22 protein-coding genes are annotated in these 23,766 nt (G+C 64.4%); 13 read left to right on the top strand and 9 right to left on the bottom strand.

Translation table 11 applies throughout. The annotated features are described in order from the left end of the window. Window positions 1–38 precede the first annotated feature (38 nt). From DM806_RS14690 to DM806_RS14680, 3 genes are all read left to right on the top strand, one after another. A complete protein-coding gene (locus DM806_RS14690) occupies window positions 39–1,109 on the top strand; it encodes a DUF3667 domain-containing protein (RefSeq protein ID WP_179043932.1) in 1,071 nt (356 codons plus the stop codon). A gap of 31 nt (window positions 1,110–1,140) precedes the next feature. Then, a complete protein-coding gene (locus tag DM806_RS14685; protein WP_179043931.1) occupies window positions 1,141–2,058 on the top strand; it encodes a DMT family transporter in 918 nt (305 codons plus the stop codon). A gap of 101 nt (window positions 2,059–2,159) precedes the next feature. Then, window positions 2,160–3,521, top strand: a complete 1,362-nt coding sequence (locus tag DM806_RS14680) for a methyl-accepting chemotaxis protein (RefSeq protein ID WP_179044189.1) — start codon at window positions 2,160–2,162, stop codon at window positions 3,519–3,521. A 328-nt stretch (window positions 3,522–3,849) separates the two neighbouring features. Here DM806_RS14680 and DM806_RS27605 read toward each other — a convergent pair whose 3' ends face one another. After that, window positions 3,850–4,692, bottom strand: coding sequence for a cold-shock protein (locus DM806_RS27605; protein ID WP_179043930.1), 843 nt, complete (start codon window positions 4,690–4,692; stop codon window positions 3,850–3,852). 280 nt (window positions 4,693–4,972) lie between these two features. On the opposite strand from DM806_RS27605, the gene DM806_RS14670 reads away from it, so the two are divergent. From DM806_RS14670 to DM806_RS14660, 3 genes are read left to right on the top strand one after another with little or no spacing between them, the layout of a single operon-like run. After that, window positions 4,973–5,590: a ribonuclease D gene (locus DM806_RS14670; protein ID WP_179043929.1), complete on the top strand. Its 618-nt coding sequence runs from the start codon at window positions 4,973–4,975 to the stop codon at window positions 5,588–5,590. Window positions 5,591–5,608: 18 nt separating this feature from the next. Further along, window positions 5,609–6,259: an LPS export ABC transporter periplasmic protein LptC gene (locus tag DM806_RS14665; protein WP_179043928.1), complete on the top strand. Its 651-nt coding sequence runs from the start codon at window positions 5,609–5,611 to the stop codon at window positions 6,257–6,259. Then, the gene (locus DM806_RS14660) at window positions 6,256–6,825 is read left to right on the top strand and encodes an LptA/OstA family protein (RefSeq protein WP_179043927.1); all 570 of its coding nucleotides are present in this window, start codon (window positions 6,256–6,258) and stop codon (window positions 6,823–6,825) included. The genes DM806_RS14665 and DM806_RS14660 overlap by 4 nt, the downstream gene beginning before the upstream one ends. A gap of 40 nt (window positions 6,826–6,865) precedes the next feature. Here the strand turns inward: DM806_RS14660 and DM806_RS14655 are convergent, their stop codons facing one another. Next, a complete protein-coding gene (locus DM806_RS14655) occupies window positions 6,866–7,744 on the bottom strand; it encodes a LysR family transcriptional regulator (RefSeq protein WP_179043926.1) in 879 nt (292 codons plus the stop codon). 226 nt (window positions 7,745–7,970) lie between these two features. On the opposite strand from DM806_RS14655, the gene DM806_RS14650 reads away from it, so the two are divergent. Beyond that, a complete protein-coding gene (locus DM806_RS14650) occupies window positions 7,971–8,207 on the top strand; it encodes a hypothetical protein (protein ID WP_179043925.1) in 237 nt (78 codons plus the stop codon). Between the two features lie 17 nt (window positions 8,208–8,224). Then, complete coding sequence (locus DM806_RS14645) at window positions 8,225–9,109, top strand: bestrophin family protein (protein WP_179043924.1); 885 nt, start codon at window positions 8,225–8,227, stop codon at window positions 9,107–9,109. A gap of 18 nt (window positions 9,110–9,127) precedes the next feature. Here the strand turns inward: DM806_RS14645 and DM806_RS14640 are convergent, their stop codons facing one another. The 4 genes from DM806_RS14640 to aspS all read right to left on the bottom strand — a co-directional run bounded on the left by DM806_RS14640 (window position 9,128) and on the right by aspS (window position 13,428). After that, window positions 9,128–9,313, bottom strand: coding sequence for a hypothetical protein (locus DM806_RS14640; RefSeq protein ID WP_179043923.1), 186 nt, complete (start codon window positions 9,311–9,313; stop codon window positions 9,128–9,130). Window positions 9,314–9,383: 70 nt separating this feature from the next. Beyond that, entirely contained in the window at window positions 9,384–10,661 is a 1,278-nt protein-coding gene (locus DM806_RS14635; protein ID WP_256869340.1) for a methyl-accepting chemotaxis protein, read from the bottom strand. Between the two features lie 124 nt (window positions 10,662–10,785). Then, window positions 10,786–11,586: a polyphosphate kinase 2 family protein gene (locus tag DM806_RS14630; protein WP_179043921.1), complete on the bottom strand. Its 801-nt coding sequence runs from the start codon at window positions 11,584–11,586 to the stop codon at window positions 10,786–10,788. A gap of 57 nt (window positions 11,587–11,643) precedes the next feature. Further along, window positions 11,644–13,428 carry an aspartate--tRNA ligase gene (gene aspS / locus DM806_RS14625; RefSeq protein ID WP_179043920.1) on the bottom strand — a complete coding sequence of 595 codons (1,785 nt, stop codon included), beginning with the start codon at window positions 13,426–13,428 and terminating at the stop codon, window positions 11,644–11,646. 127 nt (window positions 13,429–13,555) lie between these two features. Here aspS and rnd point away from each other — a divergent pair, with 127 nt between their 5' ends. Genes rnd through DM806_RS14610 form a run of 3 tightly spaced genes read left to right on the top strand, consistent with a single transcriptional unit; the run spans window position 13,556 to window position 15,459 of the window. Beyond that, window positions 13,556–14,722, top strand: a complete 1,167-nt coding sequence (rnd, locus tag DM806_RS14620; protein WP_179043919.1) for a ribonuclease D — start codon at window positions 13,556–13,558, stop codon at window positions 14,720–14,722. 11 nt (window positions 14,723–14,733) lie between these two features. Next, window positions 14,734–15,045 (top strand): I78 family peptidase inhibitor, encoded by a 312-nt coding sequence (locus DM806_RS14615; RefSeq protein ID WP_256869326.1) that lies wholly within the window; start codon window positions 14,734–14,736, stop codon window positions 15,043–15,045. Between the two features lie 24 nt (window positions 15,046–15,069). Continuing rightward, window positions 15,070–15,459 (top strand): nuclear transport factor 2 family protein, encoded by a 390-nt coding sequence (locus tag DM806_RS14610; RefSeq protein ID WP_179043918.1) that lies wholly within the window; start codon window positions 15,070–15,072, stop codon window positions 15,457–15,459. A gap of 42 nt (window positions 15,460–15,501) precedes the next feature. Here DM806_RS14610 and DM806_RS14605 read toward each other — a convergent pair whose 3' ends face one another. The 3 genes from DM806_RS14605 to DM806_RS14595 form a co-directional block, all read right to left on the bottom strand. Then, window positions 15,502–17,547: a TonB-dependent receptor domain-containing protein gene (locus DM806_RS14605; RefSeq protein ID WP_372859574.1), complete on the bottom strand. Its 2,046-nt coding sequence runs from the start codon at window positions 17,545–17,547 to the stop codon at window positions 15,502–15,504. A gap of 305 nt (window positions 17,548–17,852) precedes the next feature. Continuing rightward, entirely contained in the window at window positions 17,853–18,536 is a 684-nt protein-coding gene (locus DM806_RS14600; RefSeq protein WP_179044187.1) for a hypothetical protein, read from the bottom strand. A 168-nt stretch (window positions 18,537–18,704) separates the two neighbouring features. Then, on the bottom strand, window positions 18,705–19,091 hold the full coding sequence (locus DM806_RS14595) for a PH domain-containing protein (RefSeq protein ID WP_179043916.1): 387 nt from the start codon (window positions 19,089–19,091) through the stop codon (window positions 18,705–18,707). Between the two features lie 133 nt (window positions 19,092–19,224). Between DM806_RS14595 and DM806_RS14590 the strand changes: the two genes are divergently transcribed. Beyond that, window positions 19,225–19,773 carry a nuclease gene (locus tag DM806_RS14590; protein WP_179043915.1) on the top strand — a complete coding sequence of 183 codons (549 nt, stop codon included), beginning with the start codon at window positions 19,225–19,227 and terminating at the stop codon, window positions 19,771–19,773. A 172-nt stretch (window positions 19,774–19,945) separates the two neighbouring features. Continuing rightward, entirely contained in the window at window positions 19,946–23,722 is a 3,777-nt protein-coding gene (locus tag DM806_RS14585) for a calcium-binding protein (protein WP_179043914.1), read from the top strand. Window positions 23,723–23,766 lie beyond the last annotated feature (44 nt).

Raw genomic sequence — 23,766 nt, 5'->3', positions numbered from 1 at the left:
CTGGTGTCGATCATACACCGCTGATATCCTCCCGCCCCATGACTGGGGGAATCGAAGCAGCGGGTGACGCCGTCACCGGGGCGATGCTGGCACGGGCGGTGGAGCCGGGCCATGGCGAAGCAGGACATGGGCCGCATGAACCGGGCCACGGCCCTTGCCTCAACTGCGGCGCGGCGCTGAACGGCAATTATTGCGCGCAATGCGGACAGACGGCGCATCTGCACCGCAGCTTCGCGGCGATCGGTCATGACCTGGCCCATGGCGTGCTCCATTTCGAGGGCAAGATCTGGACCACCCTCCCTGAACTGGCGCTGCGGCCGGGCAAGCTGACGCGGCGCTATATCCATGGCGAACGCGCCAAGTTCGTGTCGCCCTTCGCCCTGTTCCTCTTCTCCGCCTTTCTTCTCTACGCCATTTTTTCGCTGACCAGCCATCATGGCCCGGATGACGCGGTCAAGGGCGTGAAGATGAATGCCGAAGCGCAAGCTGAACTGCGCAAGGAGCAGGAAAAGGCCGACGCTCGCATCAAGAAGATCGAAGGAGATCTCGCCGTGCCCGGCATTTCCGCCGGTCGACGCGAAGCGCTGGCCGAAAAACTGACCGACGCGCGCGCAGAGCGCAAGGGCCTCACGCTCGCCAGCGACCTGACCGATTCGCTGATGGGCGAAGGGGTCAATGGCGGCATCGCCAAGACGGTAGGCAGGGCAGTGAGCGCCGCAGCGGAAAACCCGGAGTTCGCCTATTACAAGCTCAAGGCCAACGCCTATAAATTCTCCTGGGCGCTTATCCTCATCTCGCTGCCGTTCGTCTGGCTGCTCTTTCCCTTCAGCCGCCGCTACAAAATGTACGACCATGCGATCTATGTGACCTATTCGATCGCCTTCATGTCGCTGCTCTTCTGCCTGTCGATGGTGCTGAATGCGGTGCATGTCACGAGCGGCCTCGTCACGCTGGGCCTGATGCTGTTCGCCGCCTGGCACATGTATCGCCAGTTCAAGGATGCATACTCCCTGTCGCGCACCGGAACGATGTTGCGCCTGCCGCTCCTCTATGGCTTTGCCTGCGTTTCGCTCTCGCTCTTCTTCACGCTGCTGGCGATGATGGGGTGACGGGTCGGGTCCGCCCTGTATAGCGGCGGGCATGATCACCTCTCCCCTCTGGCTGCCGGCAACCCTGCTGGCCGGCGCGACCCAGGCCTGGCGCACCGCCGTCCAGCGCCGGGTGAGCCATAGCCTCTCCCTGAATGGCGCGGGCCTGGTCCGCTATCTTTACGGCATCCCCTTCACCCTGCTGATGCTCGGCCTCTATCGGCTGGCCTTGCCCATGCCCTGGCCGGCACTACAGCAGCATTTCCTGCTCTTCTGCCTCGCTGGCGGCCTTGCGCAGATCATCGCGACCAACCTGCTGATCCTGGCCTTCAGCCATCGTAATTTCGTCGTCGGCACGGCCTATTCCAAGACCGAGGCGGTGCAGGGCGCGGTCCTGTCGTTCCTGCTGATGGGCGAGACGCTCTCGCCGCTGACCTGGGCCGGGATCGGCTGCGGCGTCATCGGCGTGATGCTGCTGTCTACCGGCGGCAGGCGGATGGGACCGATCGATTTCCTCCGCGCCCTCGGACAGCCTGCCGCCATCACCGGCATCGCGTCGGGCTTCTTCTTCGCCCTGACCGCGATCGGCATCCGCCGCGCAACGCAGGAGGTCGGCGGCGACGATCGCATCCTCGCCGCGCTGATCGTGCTGTGCGTGACCGTGCTGCTCCAGACAGTGATATTGGGCGCCTGGATGATGTTGCGCGAACGGGGCGAGATCGGCCGGGTCTTCGCCAGCTGGCGCGTGTCGGGGCAGGTCGGACTGCTCTCCGCGCTTGGGTCCGCCTGCTGGTTCACCGGCTTTGCCACCGCGCCGGTCGCGCTGGTGCGGATCGTCGGCCAGATCGAGGTCGCCTTCACCATGGCGTTCGGCCATTTCTACCTCAGGGAGCGGATGCAGCGCAGCGAGATCATCGGATTGATGTTGGTGGTGGTGGGCGTCATGCTGGCGCTGGCGGGCGCGCTCTGAGACGGACTGAGTGGCAGTGCTAACGCTTAATTTACCACGGCTCGATAGCCTCGCATGTCGTGATGAGGGACATGCAATCCGATAGCGTCGCACGCGCAGTGATGAAGGTCGCCAAATTGTCCGGCGACCTGGGTATCCGCACGCTCGACCTTCAGGCAGACATTAGCGAACTCGCCGAGCGGGTGACGCATCAGGCGCAAACGATCGAGGCGATCAGCGTCGCCGCCGCGCAATTGTCGCAGGATGGCGAGCGCGTCTCGCTGGCCGGGCAGGATGCGCGGGAAAAGGCGGTCGCCGCGCGCGCCATCATTGACGATTCAGGCCGCCAATTGTCGACCGCAAACAGCAATTTCGTCGATCTGATCGAACAGGTAAGTCGCATCCACGCGCGGCTGGACGGCTTTGGCGAGGCACTCAAGACCGTTGCCCATGTCACCAGCGTGATCAGCGGCATCGCCAGCCAGACCAACCTTCTTGCCCTCAACGCCACGATCGAGGCGGCACGCGCAGGCGACGCCGGGCGCGGCTTCGCCGTGGTCGCGGCCGAAGTGAAGAAACTGGCGCAGGAAACCGGTGCAGCGACCCAGACGATCGAACAGTCGATCGCGGCGCTGACCAGCGAGGCCGGCGGCATGCTCGACAGCATCATGCGCGGCGCCCAGACCGCCCGCACCGCCCAGTCCGACACCCGCAACATCGAGACATTGGTCGAACGGCTGGCCGCGCTCATGCTCGATCTGTCGAGCAACAGCGAGGGCGTGGCCCAGCGTATCGGATCGATGGTCGGATCGGCGGGCGAGATCCGTTCCGGCCTTGCGGCACTGGCGAGCACGTCGAGCGACAATGCCGGTGGCCTGCAACGCCTGTCCGGCCGCATCACCAGCGCCAGCGAAGACACGAACCTGCTGCTGCAATATCTGGCGGAAAGCGGTGTCGACATTCCCGACTCGCTCTATATCCGCTTCGCCCTGGAATCCGCCGAGGCCGTGGCCCGCTCGATCGAGCAGGCCATTGCTGAAGGGCGAATCAGCGAGGCCGAGGCCTTCAGCGACCATTATGCGCCGATCCCCGGCACGAACCCCCTTCAATATAGTCACCCGATCCAGCCGGCGATGCTGGCGGCCGCGCGCGCGCGGCAGGAAATGGCGCGCACCTATCCGGGGCTGTTCGGCATGACCTTTACTGATCGTCACGCCTATGGCGCCATCGCCATGCCGGAACGGTCGCATCCGCAGCGGCCTGGCGACGATGTCTGGAATGCCGAACATTCACGCCAGGGGCTGATCTTCGACTTTGCGGACACACGCGAACAGTGCAGGATCACCCAGCCCTTCTGCATCAAGGCCTATCGCCGCCCCACCGCGGAGGGGGAGATCGTCCTGCTGAAGCAGGTGATCGCGTCCATCCATGTCCGTGGCCGCCATTGGGGCATCTTGCAGATGGCCTATCAGGACCAGGGCTGAAGGACCATTCCGGCCCGGCGGGCACATTTGCCCGGCACGCGCCATCGACCAGCAGGGATATTTGCCATCCAGCCACGGCTGGCGCGGCGCGTTGACGACCTTCGAGCCATGAACGATGAGATGGAATTGTTCCCAGCTCTATTTATCGTTTGATTACAGCATATTGCGAGCCGTCGGCTGGTCCAGCCGACTTCAGAATGCTCTGAGGCCTGATGGTCCATGGCGCACGATGGAGGCGCGGGGAGATGGGCAAAGAAAAAGGGCCGCCCAGCTGGACGACCCCTTTCTATCCTCTCCCCTGCAACAGGGATGATTCATGTATCGCGCGTCAGTCGGCCTTCGACTGGAGATTCACCGCCGCATATTTGCCGCGACGATCGACTTCCAGTTCGAAGTCGAGGCGGTCGCCCTCGTTTAGAGCGGACATGCCCGCACGCTCGACGGCGCTGATGTGCACGAAGGCGTCCGGCTGGCCGTCATCGCGCTGAATGAAGCCGAAGCCCTTCATCGCGTTGAAGAATTTCACCGTGCCGCTGGCGCGTTCACCGGTCAGCTGGCGCTGCGGACCACGATCGGCACCGCCGAAGCCGCCACGATCGCCGCCGAAACCACCGGCGCGAGGCTCGCGCGGTTCACGCGGCGCACGATCCGTGACCGGAAGCGGTTCGCCGTCGATCACCAGATCGGTCGCCGACACCTTGCCGCCACGATCGACCAGCGTAAAGCCCAGCGGCTGGCCTTCGGCCAGGCCGGTCAGGCCGGCCTGCTCGACCGCGCTGATATGAACGAACACGTCTTCACCGCCGTCATCACGAACGATGAAGCCGAAGCCCTTCTGTCCGTTGAAGAACTTAACGACGCCCTTGCCTTCGCCGACAACCTGGGCAGGCATGCCGCGACCACCGCCGCCGCCGCCGCCAAAACCGCCGCCGCCGCCACCAAAGCCGCCACGGCCACCGCCGCCGCCGCCAAAGCCACCGCGGTCACCACCGCCGCCGCCAAAACCTCCACGATCGCCGCCGAAGCCGCCACCACCACCGCCGAAACGATCGCCGCCGCCGAAACCGCCGCCGAAGCCGCCGCGATCACCGCCACCGTAAAAGTTGTCGTCGCCGAAACCGTCGCGCTTATCCTTGCCGCGCCCGCCGCGGCGACCTCTGTCAAAACTCATGCCCTGTTAGTCACTTTCGCTTCGCCCCAAAGACAATCGGACAAACATGTCGGGCGAATGACATGCAGAATCCACCGCAAAGGCGGGTTTGGGAATCACTATATCAACTTTTCAGGGCAGCGCGAATGATTTTCATCGTTGCGATCATGTTCCGTTCTTTTGCGCTAAAATACCGGAAATTCCCTGCATTTCATCGCGCAATCCCATCCGTTTGTCGCAACGCAGCAACAGCGCAAAGGCTTGATTGCGGTGCGCCCGGTTTCGCCATAAGGGGAAATATATGACCGTGCATTTTCATGAAGAAGATCTGCCCGCCGGCGTACTCGCCCCCGGCCCGATCGCTGTCGACACCGAAACCATGGGCCTCATCACCCCGCGTGACCGCCTCTGCGTCGTCCAGATCAGTGATGGCAAGGGTGACGAGCATCTGGTGCGCTTCAATCCCGGCAGCGATTATGCCGCACCCAATCTTCGTGCGGTGCTGGCTGATCCGGCGCGGCTGAAACTCTATCATTTCGGCCGGTTCGATCTTGCCGCGATAAAACATTATCTGGGCGTCGTGGCGGCGCCCGTCTATTGCACCAAGATCGCTTCGCGCCTGATCCGCACCTATACCGATCGCCACGGGTTGAAGGAACTGGTGCGCGAGTTGCTGGGACAGGACATCAGTAAGCAACAGCAGTCGAGCGACTGGGGCGGGCCGGTCTTGTCGGACGCGCAAAAGGACTATGCTGCGTCGGACGTGCGCTACCTTCATGCGCTGAAGGCCGAACTGGACAAGCGCCTGATTCGCGAAGGCCGGATGGAACTGGCGCAGGCCTGTTTCGATTTCCTGCCCCACCGCGCCGAACTCGACCTGGCCGGCTGGCCGGAGATCGACATCTTCGCGCATATGTAAGGGAGCGTTCGCGCCGCCATGTCCGTCCAAGCCGATCAGCAACGCGACGTGCGTCGTCAGTGGGCGCGCCCCGGCGGCAGCCATGACCGGCTGGTCAGGTTGCTCAAGGGCTGGCTGCCGATCGCCGTCGGCGTTCTGGCGGCCCTGCTGGCGACGGCCCCCTTCACCGGCGGCGACAAAGTCAGCTTCGTGCTGGACAAGAACAAGGTCGACGTCGCGCGCGAGCGGATGCGCGTGACCGAGGCGCTCTATCGTGGCGAGGACAGCAAGGGTCAGCCTTTTTCGCTGCGCGCCGGGTCCGCCGTGCAGAAAAGTTCGCGCGAACCGATCGTCGACCTGAATGCCATGTCGGCGCGCATACTCCTGTCGGACGGGCCTGCGGTGCTGACCGCGCAGAAGGGACGTTACGACATGGAAAGCGAGCGCGTGGCGATCGATGGGCCGGTTCAGTTCGAGGCGGCGGGCGGCTATCGCCTGACCACCCGCGACGTGGGCGTGGACCTTACCACCCGGCGCATGAAAAGCGCCGGCCGGGTCGACGGACGTATCCCGATCGGCACCTTCAGCGCCGATCATCTGGAAGCGGACATGGGCGCGCGCACCGTGACGCTGAACGGGCGGGCGAACTTGCGCATCGAACAAAATGGCCTCAAAGGGCAGAATAGATGAAACGCACTCTGATCCTGCTGTCGACCGCCTTTCTGGGCACCGCGGGCGTGATGATCGCCGGCGCGGGCGCGCCCCTCTTCGGCCAAGTGTTCAAGAATCATGACAGCAACGCGCCGGTCAACTTCACCGCCGATCGCATCGAAGTGCAGGACCGCGCCGACCGCGTGGTCGTGTCCGGCAATGTCGAGGTGACGCAGGCGGGCATGACGCTGAATGCCGCGCGCATGACCGTCGCCTACAAGAATCAGCCGGGCGGCGGCACCGGCGACAATGGCATCGAGATCAACCGCATCGATGCGTCGGGCGACGTCGTCGTGCGCAAGGCCGACCAGACCGCGCGCGGCAATGTCGCCATCTACGATCTCAATGCCAAGCTGATCACGATGCTGGGCAATGTCGCGCTGACCCAGGGGTCGAACCGACTGACCGGCGGGCGGCTGGTGATGGACCTCAACAGCGGACGTTCAACCGTGGACGGCCGCGCGACCGGCGGCAATGCCGGTACGTCGACCAGCCCGAGCGGGCGCGTGTCGGGCACCTTCACCGTCCCGCAGCGCAAGAACTGATCGGGACCAGGCGCCGCTCACGGCTTCCGGTCGCCCCGCCCTACCCCTTCTTCAGATGCCGCGCGAGAAAATCGAGGCAGGAGCGTACCTTGGCGCCCTCCCCCTGGCCGGGCATATAGAGGGCGGCAATCGCGGACGGCGGCAGCCGCAGGTCCGGCAGCACCGGCTCCAGCCGCCCTGCGGTGAGATCATCCGCAATCTCCCATAGCGACTTGATCACAAGGCCCGCGCCGTCGAGCGCCCAGGCGCGCGCCAGTTCGGCGTCATTCGTGCTCAGCGTCACCCGTGGGCCCTGCCCGTCGCCGACAATAGCGCGCCAGAGATCCTGCTGCATGTCGCCGACGATGATATTGTCATGCGCGCCCAGTTCCGCTGTCCGTGCCGGACGACCGCGGCGGTTGAGATAGGCAGGCGCCGCGCAGAGCAGGCGCGGATTGTCGGCCAGCCGCTTCATCGTCAGCGCGGAGTCGGGCGGCGGGTCGAAGCAGATGGCGATGTCGTGCCCGGTTTCCACGATGCTGGTGGCCTGGGCGGCCGTCTCCAGATGGATGGTCACGTCCGGGTGCAGCATCGCATAGTCGCGGAACAGCGGCGCCAGCCGGGTGCGACCGGCGCCGATCGTCGTCACCACGCGCAACAGCCCCGCCGCTTCGGTCGCGCGCCGCATCACGTCGGTTTCGACGTCCGCGATCACCGACAGCGCCTGTCCCGCCCGCTCATAGAGCAGCGAACCTTCCTCGGTCAGACTGAGATGCCGGCTGTTGCGGCGGATGAGCAGGACGCCCAGCCGCTGTTCCAGTTGCGACAGCCGGCGGCTGGTTGCGGCAAGCGACAGGCCCAGTCGTCGGGCGGCCTCGGACAGCGTGCCCGATTCGGCAATCTTCACGAAGGATTCGATTTCGGCAAAGCGATCAGGCATCCCCCAAAGCTAGGCGAGCGATGCTGCAGCGCAATAGGAAGGCTGTTGCAAGAGCGTATGCTTTTGTTGCCGCGTCTCTTGAAAACGACGCTTTTGTAAGCTTTTCTTGCTTGGTTTCGCTTGACGCAATCCTGGCTTGCATAGATCGCGTCGCGTTGACTAGCGCTTTTGCGACGCATCATTTTCACGGGAATTCTTTGCCAAATCCGGTCTGGAGATCCTGTTCATGCCCGTGCTCGCTACCCGTCGCGCAAAAGCCGATCCACCCATCGCCTGGAACGACATCGAGGCGCTGCCCGTCTATGCAGCCATGCTCCTCGGCCTGATCTGCCTCGCCTTCGCATTGGCCGACAGCACCCCGACCATCCACGCCACGATGCTCAAGGTCGTCGGCATCGTCGGCAGCCTGGCGCTGCGCCATGCCTGGCTGAAACTGGACGAAGAGGGCGGCGACGCCCTCTAGACCCTGCAAGAACCCCCATGATCGTCGGTCGCTCCCCCCGCATCCGGCAGAGTTTCCAGAAGGCGTGGAGCGCGCTGATCGCGCTCTTCTTCTGGGATCTCGCCGTCACCATCTTCTACTATATCTCGCCCTTCAAGGCGCCGGCCCTGCCGCTGACCATCTTTGGCACGGCGCTCGCGCTGATATTGGGCTTCCGCGTCAACAGCGCCTATTCGCGCTGGTGGGAAGGCCGAATCCTCTGGGGCGCGATGGTCAATGTGTCGCGCAGCTTCGCCCGCGCCGTCCTCGCCTATCTGCCCGATACGGCGGATGGCCGCGCCCTTGGCCACCTGCTCGTCCGCCGGCACATCGCCTATGTCCATGCCCTGCGATGCCAGCTCCGCCGGCAGGACCCCGCGCCCGACATGCGTCGCGTGCTGGAGACGGACGACCTGCCCGAACTGGAGCGGCGCAACCCCGCCAATGGCATATTGGACGGGACCGACCATGCCATCATGGGCGCGGTCCGGCGCGGCTGGATCGACACCATCCAGCAAAGCCGGATCGAGGGCCTGCTGGTCGACATGTCGAACGCGCAAGGCGGGATGGAGCGGATCAAGAACACGCCACTGCCCGCGCAATATCGCGCCTTTCCCAAATATTTCACCCGCCTCTTCTGCATCCTTCTGCCGATCGGCCTGGTCGAGACGCTGGGCATGGCGACGCCGGTGGGATCAGCGGTGGCGGGCTTCATGTTCCTGGCGGTGTTGCAGATCGGCGACGATCTGGTCGACCCGTTCGGCAACGACGTGCACGACCTGCCGCTCAGCAGCATCACCACGACCATCGAGGGCGACCTCAGCCAGGCGATCGGCCTGCCTGCCCCGCCACCGCTACAGCCGGTCGACGGGATCCTCTGGTAGGGCGCGGGGCGGAAGAGCCTATTCGTGCGGCCGCAAGGCGTTGTTGAGGCTGTCGAGCACCGCGCCGATCGGTTCGGTCACGGTGACGCTGCGCCCCTCGCTGAAGCGGATGCGGGTGCCGTCCGTGACCTGGGTGACGAAAGTGACCTGGGCGGGGTTGACCGCCGTCTGGGTGCGATCGGTACCGACGAACATCACGAGCATGGCGTCCTCTCCTTTTTATGGAGAGCCAGCCTAGCGCCTTTCGCCCGGCACGCCAGCGCTGATTTGATGCTCAGGCCGCGCGCATCGCCGCAATGAAGCCGCCCGTGCGCGCTTCCAGCCGATGGGCCTCCTCCGCCAATCGCCCCGCCACGTCGCGCATTTCCCGCGCGCCCAGCGCACGGGCCGAGGCATTGTCGCTGATCTGCCGCGCGCCTGCCCGAATATGATCGCTGGAGGTGCCCGCTTCGGCCACGCTATCGGCGATGGTGCGACTGAAGGCGCTTTGCCGCGCGACCGCGTCAAAGACCGCCGCTGACAGGCTGTCCGCGCGCATCATGGTTGCGTCCATATGCGCATGGCCGGCCGCCACGTCGCCGATCGCCGCGCGAATATGGTCTATCCGGCCTGCAATCTCCGCCGCAGCGCTACGCGTCTGCGTCGCCAGCGACTGCACCTCGCGCGCGACCACGGCAAAGCCCTGCCCCGCCGCCCCGGCGCGCGCCGCCTCGATACTGGCATTGAGCGCCAGCATGCTGGTCGCCCGCGCAATCTCGTCGATCAGGGCCACGACCTCGCCGACGCCGTCCGCCTCGCTGCGCAGCGCCTCGCTCTGCGCCGCCCCCGACCGGCTGCGGGCCGCCGCTTCGCGAATCGCCTCGCCAGCATCGCGCACCTCGGCTTCCATGGCTGCGAACAACTGGCCCAGTTCCACGCCGCCTGCCCCGATTCCCGCGAGCCGGTCGGCCGTCTGCGTCGCCGCCACCGCCATCGCCGCCGCATCGACACCATCGACGGCCGCACGCTCGGTCGCCTCGCCAGCGAGCGCCGACAATTGATCCGCCATCGCCACCAGATCGATAATCAGCGTTTCCACATCGCCGCGGAAGCTGGCGCTTTCCAGCGTGATCCGTTCGACCCGCTCGGCACGGGCCAGCGCCACCCGCGCATCGCGCTGGGCGGTCAGGCGCAGCAGCAGCGGCCCGCCCAGCACGCCGGCAAAGCGCCCCTGATCGGTCACGATCAAGCCCTCGCACCCTTCGCCCTGTGCGGCATAGAGGTCGACCAGCGCCTCCACGTCGGCGGTGCGCTCGACGCAGGCGCAAGGGCGGACATGCTCGTCCAGCCGTCCGCCGAAGCTAGGATTGCGCAACAGCGCATGGCCAAAGGGGTTGAAGAGGATGCGCCGCATGTCGCGTTCATAAATGGCGCCGGCAGGTCGCTCCATGGCGTCGACCACGGGCAACAGCCGCAGCGCCGAATCCCGCTGGAAACAGTCGACCGCCTCGCTGAGCGGACGCCCAAGCCGGATCACCGGCCCGCCCCCCGCCAGATGCAGGTCGACAGGCATTTGCACCAGTGGCGCATCTGTTGCGGGAAAGGGAAGTACAGCGGCGATCATGCCGCCGGAAATAACGTGTTAATGGTAAATAGGGGGTTAGACGAAAATGACACTTATGTGACAAGCGCTTGTTTCAAGACGATTTTTCTAACCTCTCCGGACGATAGCCAAAGGCATTCCGCGCAAGTTTCACCACAGTCGGGTCCGCGTCCGGGAAATCCATCGGGACAAGCTTTTCCAGCCGATCGGCAGCATAGGTCAACGCTGCGATTCGGCCCGCCTTGCGGTTGTTGTTGTCGATCACCTGCCAGGGCGCATATTTGCTGTCGGTCTTCTTGAACATGGCGTGCATGGCGTCGAGATAGTCAGCACGACGTGCGCGGTTGCGATAATCGTCCGCGCCGGTCTTCCACCGCTTCCAGGGCGTGTCGAGCCGCTGGGCCAGCTGCTCGTCCTGCGTTTCCTGGGTGATGTGGACGAACAGCTTGACGAAATTGGTGCCGGCCTGCGCCAGTTGCTTCTCGAAGGCGTTGATCTCGTCATAGCCGCGCTTCCAGTCGGCCTTGCTGCAATAGCCCTCGACCCGCTCCACCAGCACGCGGCCATACCAGCTGCGATCGAATAGCCCGATATTGCGTCCGCCCGGCAGACGCGTCCAGAAGCGCCAGAGGAAATGATGATCGCGCTCGATTTCGGTCGGGGCGGCGATGGGATGGACCTGATAGTAACGCGGATCCCATTCGGCAGACATGCGCTTGATGATGCCGCCCTTGCCCGCCGCGTCCCAGCCCTCGAACAGGATCACGCTGCGCCGATTGTGCAGGATATGCGCGACCTGGATCTTGGCAAGGCGGCGCTGGAGGGCGGCGAGGTCCGCCTCATAATCGCCCTTATATTTCGCGCCCTGTTCGTAGTCGGCAAGATCGATCGTCATGGGCGCTTCTCCTTTCCGCCATGCTGGACCAGTCCCGGCATGGCGGAAAGGAAAAACTCATGCCTTCGCCTGCGGCTCCACGACGCGGATGTTGAGTTCGCGAAGCTGCTTGAATTCGGCGGCGCTGGGCGCGCCCATCAGCAGGTCTTCGGCGCGCTGGTTCATCGGGAACAGCGTGATTTCGCGCAGATTCTGCGCGCCACACAGCAGCATCACGATGCGATCGACGCCGGCCGCCATGCCGCCATGCGGCGGCGCGCCGTACTGGAAGGCGCGATAGAGGCCACCGAACCGCTCCTCGACATCGGCTTGGCTCAGGCCCACCAGTTCGAACGCCTTCACCATCAGGTCGGGATGCTGGTTACGGATCGACCCCGACGCGATTTCATAGCCGTTGCAGACCATGTCATACTGATAGGCGTTGATCGTCAGGGGATCCTGATTGTTCAGCGCGTCCAGCCCACCCTGCGGCATCGAGAAGGGATTGTGCGCGAAGTCGATCGACTTCGTGTCCTCATCATATTCGTAGAAGGGGAAGTCGACGATCCAGCAGAGTTCGAACCGGTTCTGGTCGATGAGGTCGAGCTGTTCGCCCACGCGGATGCGGGCGAGACCGGCGAGCTTGGCGGCCTGCGATTCCTTGCCTGCGGCGAAGAACACGCCGTCATTGGGGCCAAGGCCCAGCGCTTCGATCAGCTTGGCGGTCGCTTCCTCGCCATGATTCTTGGCGATCGGGCCGCCAGGGACGCCATCCTTGATGTTGATATAGCCAAGGCCCGAATAGCCTTCGCCGCGCGCCCAGACATTCATGTCATCGAAGAATTTGCGGCTGCCCGCGCCAGCGCCCGGCGCCGGGATGGCGCGGATGCGCGCGCCGCTTTCGACCAGCGAGGCGAAGATGCCGAAGCCCGAGCCGACGAAGTGGTCGGTCACGTCCTGAATGATGATCGGGTTGCGTAGGTCCGGTTTGTCGCTGCCATATTTCAGCATCGCTTCGGCGTGCGGGATGCGCGGGAAGCTGCCCGCAAGCGTCACAGGCTTGCCCTCGGCGAACTGTTCGAACACCTGGGCGATGACCGGCTCCATCGTGTTCCACACATCTTCCTGCGTGACGAAGCTCATTTCCAGGTCAAGCTGGTAAAATTCGCCCGGCAGCCGGTCGGCGCGCGGGTCTTCGTCGCGGAAGCAGGGCGCGATCTGGAAATAGCGGTCGAAGCCCGCGACCATCAGCAGCTGCTTATATTGCTGCGGCGCCTGCGGCAGGGCATAGAATTTCCCGGCGTGGATGCGGCTCGGCACCAGAAAGTCGCGCGCGCCTTCGGGCGAAGAGGCGGTCAGGATCGGGGTCGAATATTCGGTGAAGCCGATCCCTTCCATGCGGCGGCGCATGTCGGAAATGACCTTGGTGCGCTTGACGATATTCGCGTGCAGCGTTTCGCGACGCAGGTCGAGGAAGCGATAGCGCAGGCGGATATCCTCGGGATAGTCCTGCTCGCCTGCGACCGGCAGCGGCAGTTCGGCGGCGGCGGACAATATGGTCACGCTGTCGGCCACGACTTCGATCTCGCCGGTCGCCATCCTGGGGTTGATCGCCTCGGCAGCGCGGGCGACCACCTTGCCCTCGATCGTCACCACGGATTCGAGACGCAGGCTTTCGAGCGTGCGCAGCGGATCGCTGTCGGCCTTGGCCACGATCTGGGTGATGCCATAATGGTCGCGCAGATCGACGAACAGCACGCCACCATGGTCGCGCTTGCGATGCACCCAGCCCGATACGCGGACCTCATTGCCGACTTCTGCCGTGGTCAGGGCGCCGCAGGTATGAGTGCGATAGGCGTGCATGGCGTTTCGATCTTTCAGATTCGTTTTACGGAAATGACAAACTGTTGCAGCCCCGCTATGGCCGGTCCTGTCAAGCATTGACCAGTCCGCCGGACGCGGGCCAGCCCATAATAAGATCGAAGACCATATGCAAATTCATCCGCTGATTACCGACAGCAAGACCCTCGCCGATTTCTGCGCCCGCATCGCGAAATCCCCCTATATCGCCGTCGATACCGAGTTCATGCGGGAAAACAGCTATTGGCCCGAACTCTGCCTGGTGCAGGTCGCCGACCCGCATGAAGCGGCCGCGATCGATCCCAAGGCGCCGGGGCTGGACATGAAGCCGCTGCTCGACCTGCTGGTGAATAACGAGGATGTGCTCAAGGTCTTCCATGCCGGCGGGCAGGATATCGAGATTGTCCACAACCTGACCGGCAAGACGCCGCACCCGATGTTCGACACGCAGATCGCGGCGATGGCGCTGGGTCTGGGCGAGCAGATCGGCTACGGCAATCTGGTCGATGCCTGGATGGGCGTGCAGCTGGACAAGGGCGCGCGCTTCACCGACTGGGCGCGCCGCCCGCTCGACAAGCGCCAGATCGACTATGCGATCGGCGACGTCACCTATCTGATCCAGATTTTCCCCAAGATGCTGGACGAACTGCGCAAGACCGGACGCGGCGACTGGCTCGACCAGGAAATGGAGCGGATCAGCGACCCCGGCAATTATGAGAATGACCCGCAGGACGCATGGAAGCGCGTCCGCATCGCCAGCCGCAAGCCCGATGTGCTGGGTCGGCTCAAGGCGCTGGCCGCCTGGCGCGAGATGGAGGCGCAGGACAAGAATCTGCCGCGCGGCCGCATCGTCAAGGACGAGACGCTGGCCGATATCGCCAGCCACCCGCCCCGCGCGCAGGAAGACCTTGGCAAGGTGCGCGGCCTGTCCGCGACCTGGCGGACCAACGATATCGGGGCGCGACTGATGAACGCGATCGCGGCGCACAAGCCGCTCGGCAAGGAGGAAATGCCGGAGCGCGACCCCAAGCGGCCGGGCCTGGGCAAGGATGGCGCCCTGGTCGCCGACCTGCTGAAGCTGCTGCTCAAGATCCGTTCGCGCGACATCGACGTCGCCGCCCGCCTGATCGCGCGCAGCGACGATATCGACGCGCTGGCGGCGGGCGTGCGCGAAGGCCTGTCGATCCTCGAAGGCTGGCGCTATGAACAGTTCGGCCGCGACGCCGTCGATCTGGTTGAGGGGCGGCTGGCCTTCGCGGTCAAAAATGGCCGGCTCAAGATGACGCGGACCGAATAAGGGAGAAGGACATGCGGACGGGAGCTTTTGGCATGATGGCGGCAGCGCTCGCCCTTCCCCTCGCCGCCTGTGCTGGCGCGAACGGGCAAGGGCCGGACACGCCGCCGCCTGCTGCAGAGGGGCCGTGCAGGAATGACGGGCTGGACCGCTTCACCGGCCAGAAGGCGACCGCCGAAATCGGTGCGGAACTGCTCAAGGCATCGGGCGCGAAGACGCTGCGCTGGGGCGGTCCCGGCATGGCGATGACCATGGACTTCCGCCCAGACCGCCTGACCGTCAGCTATGACGCGCAGATGGCGATCACGTCGGCGCGCTGCGGGTAAAGCATCCATTTTCAAGAAGATTGCATGACCGCCGCCGCCGAACTCGCCATTCGCATGGCCCGCGCCAGCTTCAACCGCGCGCTGGCCGAAGCCGACCTCAAGGCCATCGAACCGCTGCTGGCGCGCGACGCGATCCTCGTCACCGGCTCGGACAGCGCCGTGATCGCCGGGCGCAAGGCGCAGCTCATGGCCTGGAAGCGGGAGTTCGCGTCTGCCGACCGGCTCATATACAACCGCACGACCGAGAGCATCACCATCTCCCCGGTCGAGCCGATCGCCATGGAACAGGGTCATTGGCAGGGCGTCACTGCTGGCACGGGGCGGACGCTCGCGGCGGGCAGCTATGCCGCCAAGTGGCGCGAAGTAGGCGGCGCATGGCTGCTGGAAGCCGAAATCTTCGTCACCATGGCCTGACAGCCCGGCGAGGGTTCATTCCCGCCGGGCTTGCCGGATCGATCAGAAGTCGACTGTCGCCGACAGCCAGAGACGGCGACCTTCCTGATTGATCGAATAGGCCGGGGTATAGGCCGTGACGGTCGGGCTCGTCTGATAGGGCACATAGACCGCATAATCGGTGTCGAGCAGGTTATAGACCGTCGCCGCCAGACGGAAGGCCGGGGCGATCTGGTACGACCCGCCGAGGTGGAACAGTTCGTAGCTGCGGAAATCGCCCACCGCCGTCTGCTGCGCATTATTGCCGCGATAGCGGCTGGAGCGCACTTCGGCCCGCGCCCAGACGCTCGCCTTGTCGCCGAGTTTCCAGCGCAGATTGCCGTTCAGCATATGCTTGGGCATGCCAACCAGCGGCAGACCTTCCTCCGCGCCGCTCAGCTGCTCGGTTTCCGTATAGGTATAGTTGACCGACAGCGAGACAGCGGGCGTGAAGGCGAAACGGGTCGCGACCTCGACGCCGCGCGTGCGCGCCTTGTCGATGTTGATGTCCTGGCTGAAGACGTCAACATTGGGGAAATTGCCGACATCGATGCAACCGGCCCGGTTTGGCGCAGCGAGGAACCGGCAGTTGGGGATGCCCGATCCACGCGCGATCTTGTCGTCAAAATCATTGTTGAACAGGGTAACGTTGCCGCTGAAGAAGCCCTGCCCGTCATAGTAGAGCCCGGCTTCATAGCTGGTGCTGGTTTCTGGCGTCAGCCCCGGCGAACCGAGCAAGGGAACCCGCCCCTGACTGCCAAAACCGATGATCCCTTCTGCGATCTGCTCGACCCGCGGCGTCTTGAAGCCGCGACTGACGCCGCCCTTCAGCGTCAGCACGTCGTTGATGTTCCACACTGCATAGGCGCGGGGCGACCATTTGTCGCCGAAGGTGCTATGATTGTCATAGCGCGCGCCGCCGGTGATGTTGAAGCCGTCGGTCACGGTCAGCGTCGCTTCGGCAAAGCCCGCCCATTGGGTGAATGTGAACGGCTCGGGGGCGACGCCCTCGACCATGCGCGCTTTCCAATATTGGCCGCCGACGGTGAAGGCGACCGGCCCGGCCTTGCCCGCGAATCGCGAATCGATGATGTCGTTGCGCGCTTCCAGCGTGCGCGGGCTGCCCGGCACCGCACCCGGCGTGCCGTTGGGGATCAGGCGACCGATCGTCTCCGTCTCGTTGCGGGTCAGTGTCGTATCCAACTGACCAAAGCCCATGCGCCAGCTGTGCGCGACCACATAGTTGGACCGGTTGAATCGCTGCTCCGGCGCATAGCCGCCCGATCCCAACGTGCCCAGTTGCCCCTCGCTATTGTCATAGCTCTGCTCGTTGCGGTCATATTCGATCCACAGGTCATGATCGGCATGGGGCGTGATGCTGAGGCGACCGCCATAGGTGTAGATGTCCGACCGCACTGGGTTGCGGCCCAGCGTCAGCGCCGGATCGCCGGGAATGTCGATATTCGATCCCTCGCGATGAAAGACGCTGCCACGCAGGGTCAGCCCAACCAGATCCTTGACGATCGGTCCCTGGGCGAAGCCGTTGATCGACTGGATGTTGCCGAAGCGGTCGTCCCCCTGGATCGTGCTTTCCGCGCTTGCGGTGCCGACCCAGCGATTGCCGACCTTGCGCGTGATAATGTTGACGACGCCGCCCATCGCGTCCGACCCGTAGAGGGTGGACATCGGGCCGCGCACCACTTCGATCCGGTCGATGGCGGAGAAAGGCGGCAGGAAGCTGGTGGAGGTTTCGCCGAAACCGTTGGGCGTGACGCCGCCCGGCGCATTCTGGCGGCGGCCGTCGATCAGGACCAGCGTATAGTCGCTGGGCATGCCGCGGATAGAGATGTTGAGACCGCCGGTCTTGCCCGCCTCACCGCCGACGTCGACCCCCTGCACGTCCTGCAGCGCTTCGGCGAGGCTGCCGAAGCGCTTCTCCTGCAATTCCTCGCGGCCCAGCACAGTGATGCTGGCGGGCGCCTCGACGATGTTCTGCTCATAGCCCGCCGCCGTCACGACGATCGCGCCCGACTGATCCGCATCGGCGGCTGGCGCCGCCTCGCCCGCCATTGCGGGAACAGACAAGGCGCCCGCGATCGCTATCAGGCTGACACGCAGCAGATTGGATCGCGCGAAACGGAACGAAGAAGCAGGCATGAACAGACCCCCGAAAACTAATATTGCGAATAAGTCGCGTTAGAATCTGAGGGGCTGATGTGGCGCTCGCAAAGACCGGTCAATCAAAGGCTCGCACCCGACCGGCGTGGCAATATTTCCTTACAGGAGCGACAGGAAGGGCGGCGGCAACCGCCATGGTCCGACATAAACGGTAATATGCCGCAAGGATCAGCAATATGAAGAGAGACAGCCGACTGCTAGAGCTCCAGGCCGATCAGCGTCCCGCTACCGATCCGGTCGACATGACGCTTGCCGTCGATTTCCAGCCAGTCGGGGGTGATTTCCAGCCGGCGTCCGTTGATGGTGGTGCGCAGATGCTCCACCGCGATCCGGTTGCGCGTCACGATCCGCAGCACACACAAGCCTTCCCCCCGCGCCGCCATCATCGAATAGCGATCCCCGCGCAGCAGGAAATGCCAACTGCCGTTGGACGGTTTCCATTCATTGCCGTCGATGATCTGCATCGCTTCCCCGTCCGGCGAGCCGAGCCGCACGCTGATCCGCGTGGCGCCGTTGGTCCGGCGTGGCGGCGCGAACATCAGGATCGGCTCGCCATCCAGCGTGATCGGAATCGGCGTATCGCGCAGCAACCGCGACCCACCGATAATCAGTTGGGGAAGTTCGGCGGAAAAAGGCAGCCGGTCGCGCGCGAAATGGCGCTGGCGGACCACCGGATTGGCATGGAAACTGTGCACCTGGGTCGCGGTCAGCCGCCCTTCCTCGACCAGCCCGTGGCAGGTCGGACAGAGCAGGGTCGCGCCCGGTCCGTCGGGCAATCCCAGATAACGATAGATCGTCACGCCGCAACGCACGCAGGCAAAGCCACAGGCGTGGCGGATTTCCGCCCGCTGTTCGGCAGTCAAATCGGACAAAGACGGCATCACTCGCAAGCCAACCATGGAGACACCCCTTTGCAGCGCCGTCCGCCCCTTTGCGGATCGACGTTCCTGACATGGCGTCCTCTTGCGAAGCGGGTGTTCTCTCGACCCCCTATGATTACGCTATCGTTGAAATAAATCCGCCCAAGTCAAGGGGCTGAACGAAATCTTCTATCGTTGCGGCAGCAGATCGACGTTACGCGCCGCCGCAATTGCGCGAATACGATCGGGACGCGGCATATTCTTGATCGCGATTTCGGCTATGTCCCCGGCACTGAACAGCTCGACATGGCCGACACCGAAGAGACGCTGGCCCAGGCTCTGGGTAATGCGCACCGACCGGATGCTCGACAGCGCAATCTCGGTCCGTTGCTTGGACAGCAAGCCGCGCTCCATCAGCACTTCCCGCTCGCTCAGCGCCAGTCGCTCCCCCTTGTGCATCACCCACCAGACCGCGATCGCCAGGATGCCGACGACCGAAACCAGCAACAGCGTGAAAAGCAAGGGATGCGCGCGAAACATCGCGGGATGCTCATCATACAGCCAGGTTTCGCTCACGCCGCCTCCGTTGCTCTTGGGCGGGCTGACTTGACCATGACGCCGCCCGGCCGTCAAGCCGCGCCTGCCTGCCGTGGTTAACCGAATTTTTCCCCGATCGGCGTTAAGGTCGGACTTTGCAGCGGAGTGAAGCATGGCGCGCAACCTTTATGACCTGGACGATCGCCAGCCGGCCAATGCGGCAAGCTGGCTGAACGAGCGGCAGGATCATCATGCCCGCCTCCTGCCCGTCGGGATGATGCTGGTCGCACTTGCGATCGCGGCCGGAGCGGCCATGCTGTTCGGCCCGGCGCTTCCCTCGGCCGGCGCAACCGCATCCCCGGCCGATACAATCAGCATCACCGAATCCTTCGCCCTGTGCGATGATCTCAAGGGCGAGGCCTGCGTGCTGAGCGGCAACAGCTACGTCTGGCATGGACGGCGCTATCGCCTGGCCGACATCCGGGTTCCCGGCGAGGCCACCATCCGTTGCCCGGAGGAGGCCGATCGGGCGAGGAAGGCCCGCGCCCTGCTCGCCGCGATGATGAATGGCGGTACCTTCGAAGCCCGGCCGGACATTGCCGATATCGACCCCTCTGCCCGCATCCTGACACGGGACGGCGTGTCGCTCGGGCAGTTGATGATCCTCAAGGGCCATGCCCGCCCCTGGTCGCGCCAGCCGATCGACTGGTGCGCCGCCTGACCCACGGCCCGGCCTGCGACGAGCCGAGCACAGCACCCGGCCCGCTGTCCCAAAGGACATAATGACCGCCGAACCGTACCTCCTCTGACGCGCCTACCACCCCGATGGTAAGCTGACGCTCCCCCGCAGGTAAGGCAGACTATGCCACGCTCCCGACCGGCGCGAGGATATCATGGCAAACTATTACAATATTCTCGGCAGCCAGACGCTGACCGGCACCTCCACAGCGGATAGCTTCTATCTGTTCAACAAGGATGCCAATCAGAATAATATGAGGGTGGACATCACATTCGCGACCTTCGCCTGGAGCACCTCGCTGCACCTGCTGAACGGCACGATCTTCCAGCTGACCGGGTCGAACGTCTACGGGTCGACGGACCTGGTGATCGGCGATCGGTACGACGCCATCTATGGCTCCAACAGCAACGATTTCATCGCCTATAACAATGGCACCTTCAACGATGGCCTTGGCGGATTCCAGAATATCCAGCTCATGTATCTGGGCGGTGGCGACGATCTGGTCGACCTGACGGCGCACGGTCCGGGCGGCCTGGCCTATGGCAAGGACATGAAGATCTATGCCGGCGACGGCAATGACAAGATCGTCGGCGGTGCCGGGGCCGATGTCTTCTACGGCGAAGCGGGCGACGATTTCATCATGGGCTTCGCTGGCGCCGACACCATCTATGGCGGCGACGGCAATGACCTTATCTATGGCGACGATTTCGGCGCCGACGGCAGCCGCAGCTATGACACGCTCTATGGCCAGCGCGGGGATGACATCATCTATGGCGGCGGGAGGGACGACACGCTGGACGGCGGCGACGACAATGACGTGCTGTTTGGCGGCGACGGCGCCGATTCGCTGCTGGGCGGCAGCGGCAACGACATTCTCTATGGCGACGATTCCGGCACCGCGAACAAGGACAAGCTCCAGGGCGGCGCAGGCGACGACCAACTGTTCGGCGGCGGCGGCAATGACGAGCTGTTCGGCGGCGGCAACAACGACCTGCTGGATGGCGGCGATGGCAACGACTATCTGAGCGGCGACGCAGGCGACGATACCATATTGGCTACCGTCGGCACCGACACGATCGATGGCGGCGCCGATGTCGACACGGTCGTCTTCACCGGCAACCGCGCCGACTATCTGCTGCGGACCAATGCCGACGGATCGGTTACGCTGACCGATCAGCGCGCGGGAACCAATGACGGCGTCGACACGCTCCGCAACGTCGAATTTTTCCGGTTCGCCGACATCACCCTCGACGCGACCAACCTCAGCACGCCGCCGACGATCGTGTCGAATGGCGGCGGCGCCAGCGCGGCGATCAGTATCGCCGAAAACAGCACTATTCCCGTCACGACGGTGCAGGCGACCGATCCGGATGTCGGCCAGTCGCTCGTCTACCGCATCCTGGGCGGCGCCGATGCGGCGCTGTTCGCCATTGACGGCACGACCGGCGCGCTGACCTTCCGTGGGACGCCCGATTTCGAGAATGCGATCGATGCTGATGGCAACAATGTCTATGACGTCATCGTGGCCGCCGACGATCTGGCCGGCGGCATCGGGCAGCAGCAACTCTCCATCACCATCCTCGACGTGGCCGATGGCAATGCACCCGTCATCACCGGCGGACGCAATGCGTCAGTCACGGTCAACGAAAATCTGGTCGCGGCCACGACGATCGTAGCGAACGATCCCGATGGCGATCCGGTCAGCTACGCGATCGTCGGCGGCGCGGACGGCACGCGCTTCACCATCGACGCGCTGACCGGCGCGCTCAGCTTCAGGACCGCGCCCGATTATGAGGCGCCCACCGACGCCAATCAGGACAATGTCTATCAGGTGACGATCGCCGCAAGTGACGGCACCAACACATCCTGGCAGACGCTCAACCTGTCCGTCGCCAATTTGAACGATACGGCGCCGGTGCTGACGTCCAATGGCGGCGGGTCGACGGCATCGATCTCGGTTGTGGAAAACAGCCTCGCGGTGACGACGGTGCGGGCCACCGATGCCGATGGCAGTCCGCTCACCTACCAGATCACGGGTGGCGCCGATGCGGCGCTCTTCGAAATCGACGCGAATAGCGGTGTCCTGCGGTTCCGCGCGGCCCCGGACTATGAAGCCGCGGCGGACGCCAACCACGACAATGTCTATCTTGTCACCGTCGCCGCCAGCGACGGCGTGGCCGTGACCAGCCAGGCGCTTTCGGTCGGCGTGGCGAACGTCAACGACACCGCGCCGACCATCACCTCCAATGGCGGGGGGGCGAACGCGGCCCTGTCCATGGCGGAAAATGGCACGGTGGTGACGACTATCGTGGCGACGGACCCGGATGGACCGCCCGTCAGCTACACTATCGTCGGCGGCGCCGACGCCGCCCTGTTCCTGATCGATTCGGCGACCGGCGCTCTGCGCTTTGCGGCAGCGCCTGACTTTGAGCACCCGCTCGATGCCGGTGCGAACAATGTGTACGACGTCGTCGTCGCCGCAAGCGACGGCACCTATTCCGGCCAGCAGGCGATTGCCGTGACGATCACGGACGTCAACGAAATCGGCCGGACATTGAACGGCAACGGCGCAAACGAGACCTTCTCACCCACCGCATCGGGCGTTTACCAAACGACGGCGCTGAACGACACCATCTATGCGAAGGGCGGCAACGACAGCATCGATGGCGGGGCAGGTGCCGACTATATGGACGGGGGCATCGGCAACGACATCTATTATGTCGACACCTGGTCGGACAATGGCTGGGATCCCGACGATGACCAGGTGATCGAGGCGGCCGGTTCGGGCACGGATCGCGTCATCGCATCGGTCAGCTACCGGCTGGCGCTCAACGTCGAAAACCTGACGCTTGCCGGCGCCGCCGCCATTTCCGGATGGGGCAATGACCTCAACAATGTGATCGACGGCAACGCGGCCGCGAACCTGATCGACGGCGGCATCGGCAACGACACGCTGTCGGGTGGCGATGGCGACGATACCGTCATTGGCGGCGCGGGGACCGACATAATTGCCGGCAATGCGGGAAATGACTGGCTTCAGGGCGGGGCCGGAAACGATTCGATCGACGGCGGCACCGGCGCGGACCGGATGGAAGGCGGCGATGGCAATGACACCTATTATGTCGATGCCTGGTCTGACGACGGGAACAGCGGCAATGACGATGTCGTGGTCGAACTGTCCGGCGGCGGCACCGACCTGGTCAATGCGTCGATCAGCTATGTGCTGGCCAATGAGGTCGAAAAGCTGACCCTGACCGGGAGCGCGGCAATCGACGGAACCGGCAATATCCTGGCCAATATCCTTGTCGGCAATGGCGCCGCCAATCATCTGTGGGGTCTTACGGGGGCCGACACGATCGACGGCGGCGCGGGCGACGATATTCTCGAAGGTGGCGATGACAACGACACGCTGACGGGCAATACGGGCAACGACCGCCTGCTGGGCGGGGCCATGCTCGACCTGCTCGACGGTGGCGACGGCAATGACTGGCTGGACGGCGGCGATTCCAACGACACGCTGCGCGGACAGGCCGGCGCCGACACGCTGATCGGCGGCAAGGGCAAGGACGTCCTGACCGGGGGCGCGGATGGCGATGTCTTCCAGTTTGCGTTCGGCGATACATCGGCCAATGCCGGCTCGAACGACACGATCACGGACTTCGCGACCGGCTTCGACAAGGTCGATATCGATGCCTTCGCCGGCGCACCCAGCCGCTATGCCGAAACGGCGATCGCTTCCTCAAACTATGCCGATGGACTGGCGGCGGCGCAGGGGCTTGCCGGGCCTTCGGGCGCGCAAGCGGTGTTCGTCGCCGGATCGACGGATGGCTGGCTGTTCTGGGACGGCAATGGCGACGGCACCCTCGATCAGGCCGTCATCCTGACCGGATTGCGGACGGTCGACGCCTTCGCGATCACCGACATCATCTGACGGACGACATAAGACCCCGCCGCCAGCGGCGACGGGATCGGGCC

The organism is Sphingobium lactosutens, assembly GCF_013393185.1.
Taxonomy (GTDB): Bacteria; Pseudomonadota; Alphaproteobacteria; order Sphingomonadales; family Sphingomonadaceae; genus Sphingobium; species Sphingobium lactosutens_A.
The sequence above is the reverse complement of the archived record's forward strand: the minus strand, read 5'-3'. Positions and strand labels throughout refer to the sequence as shown.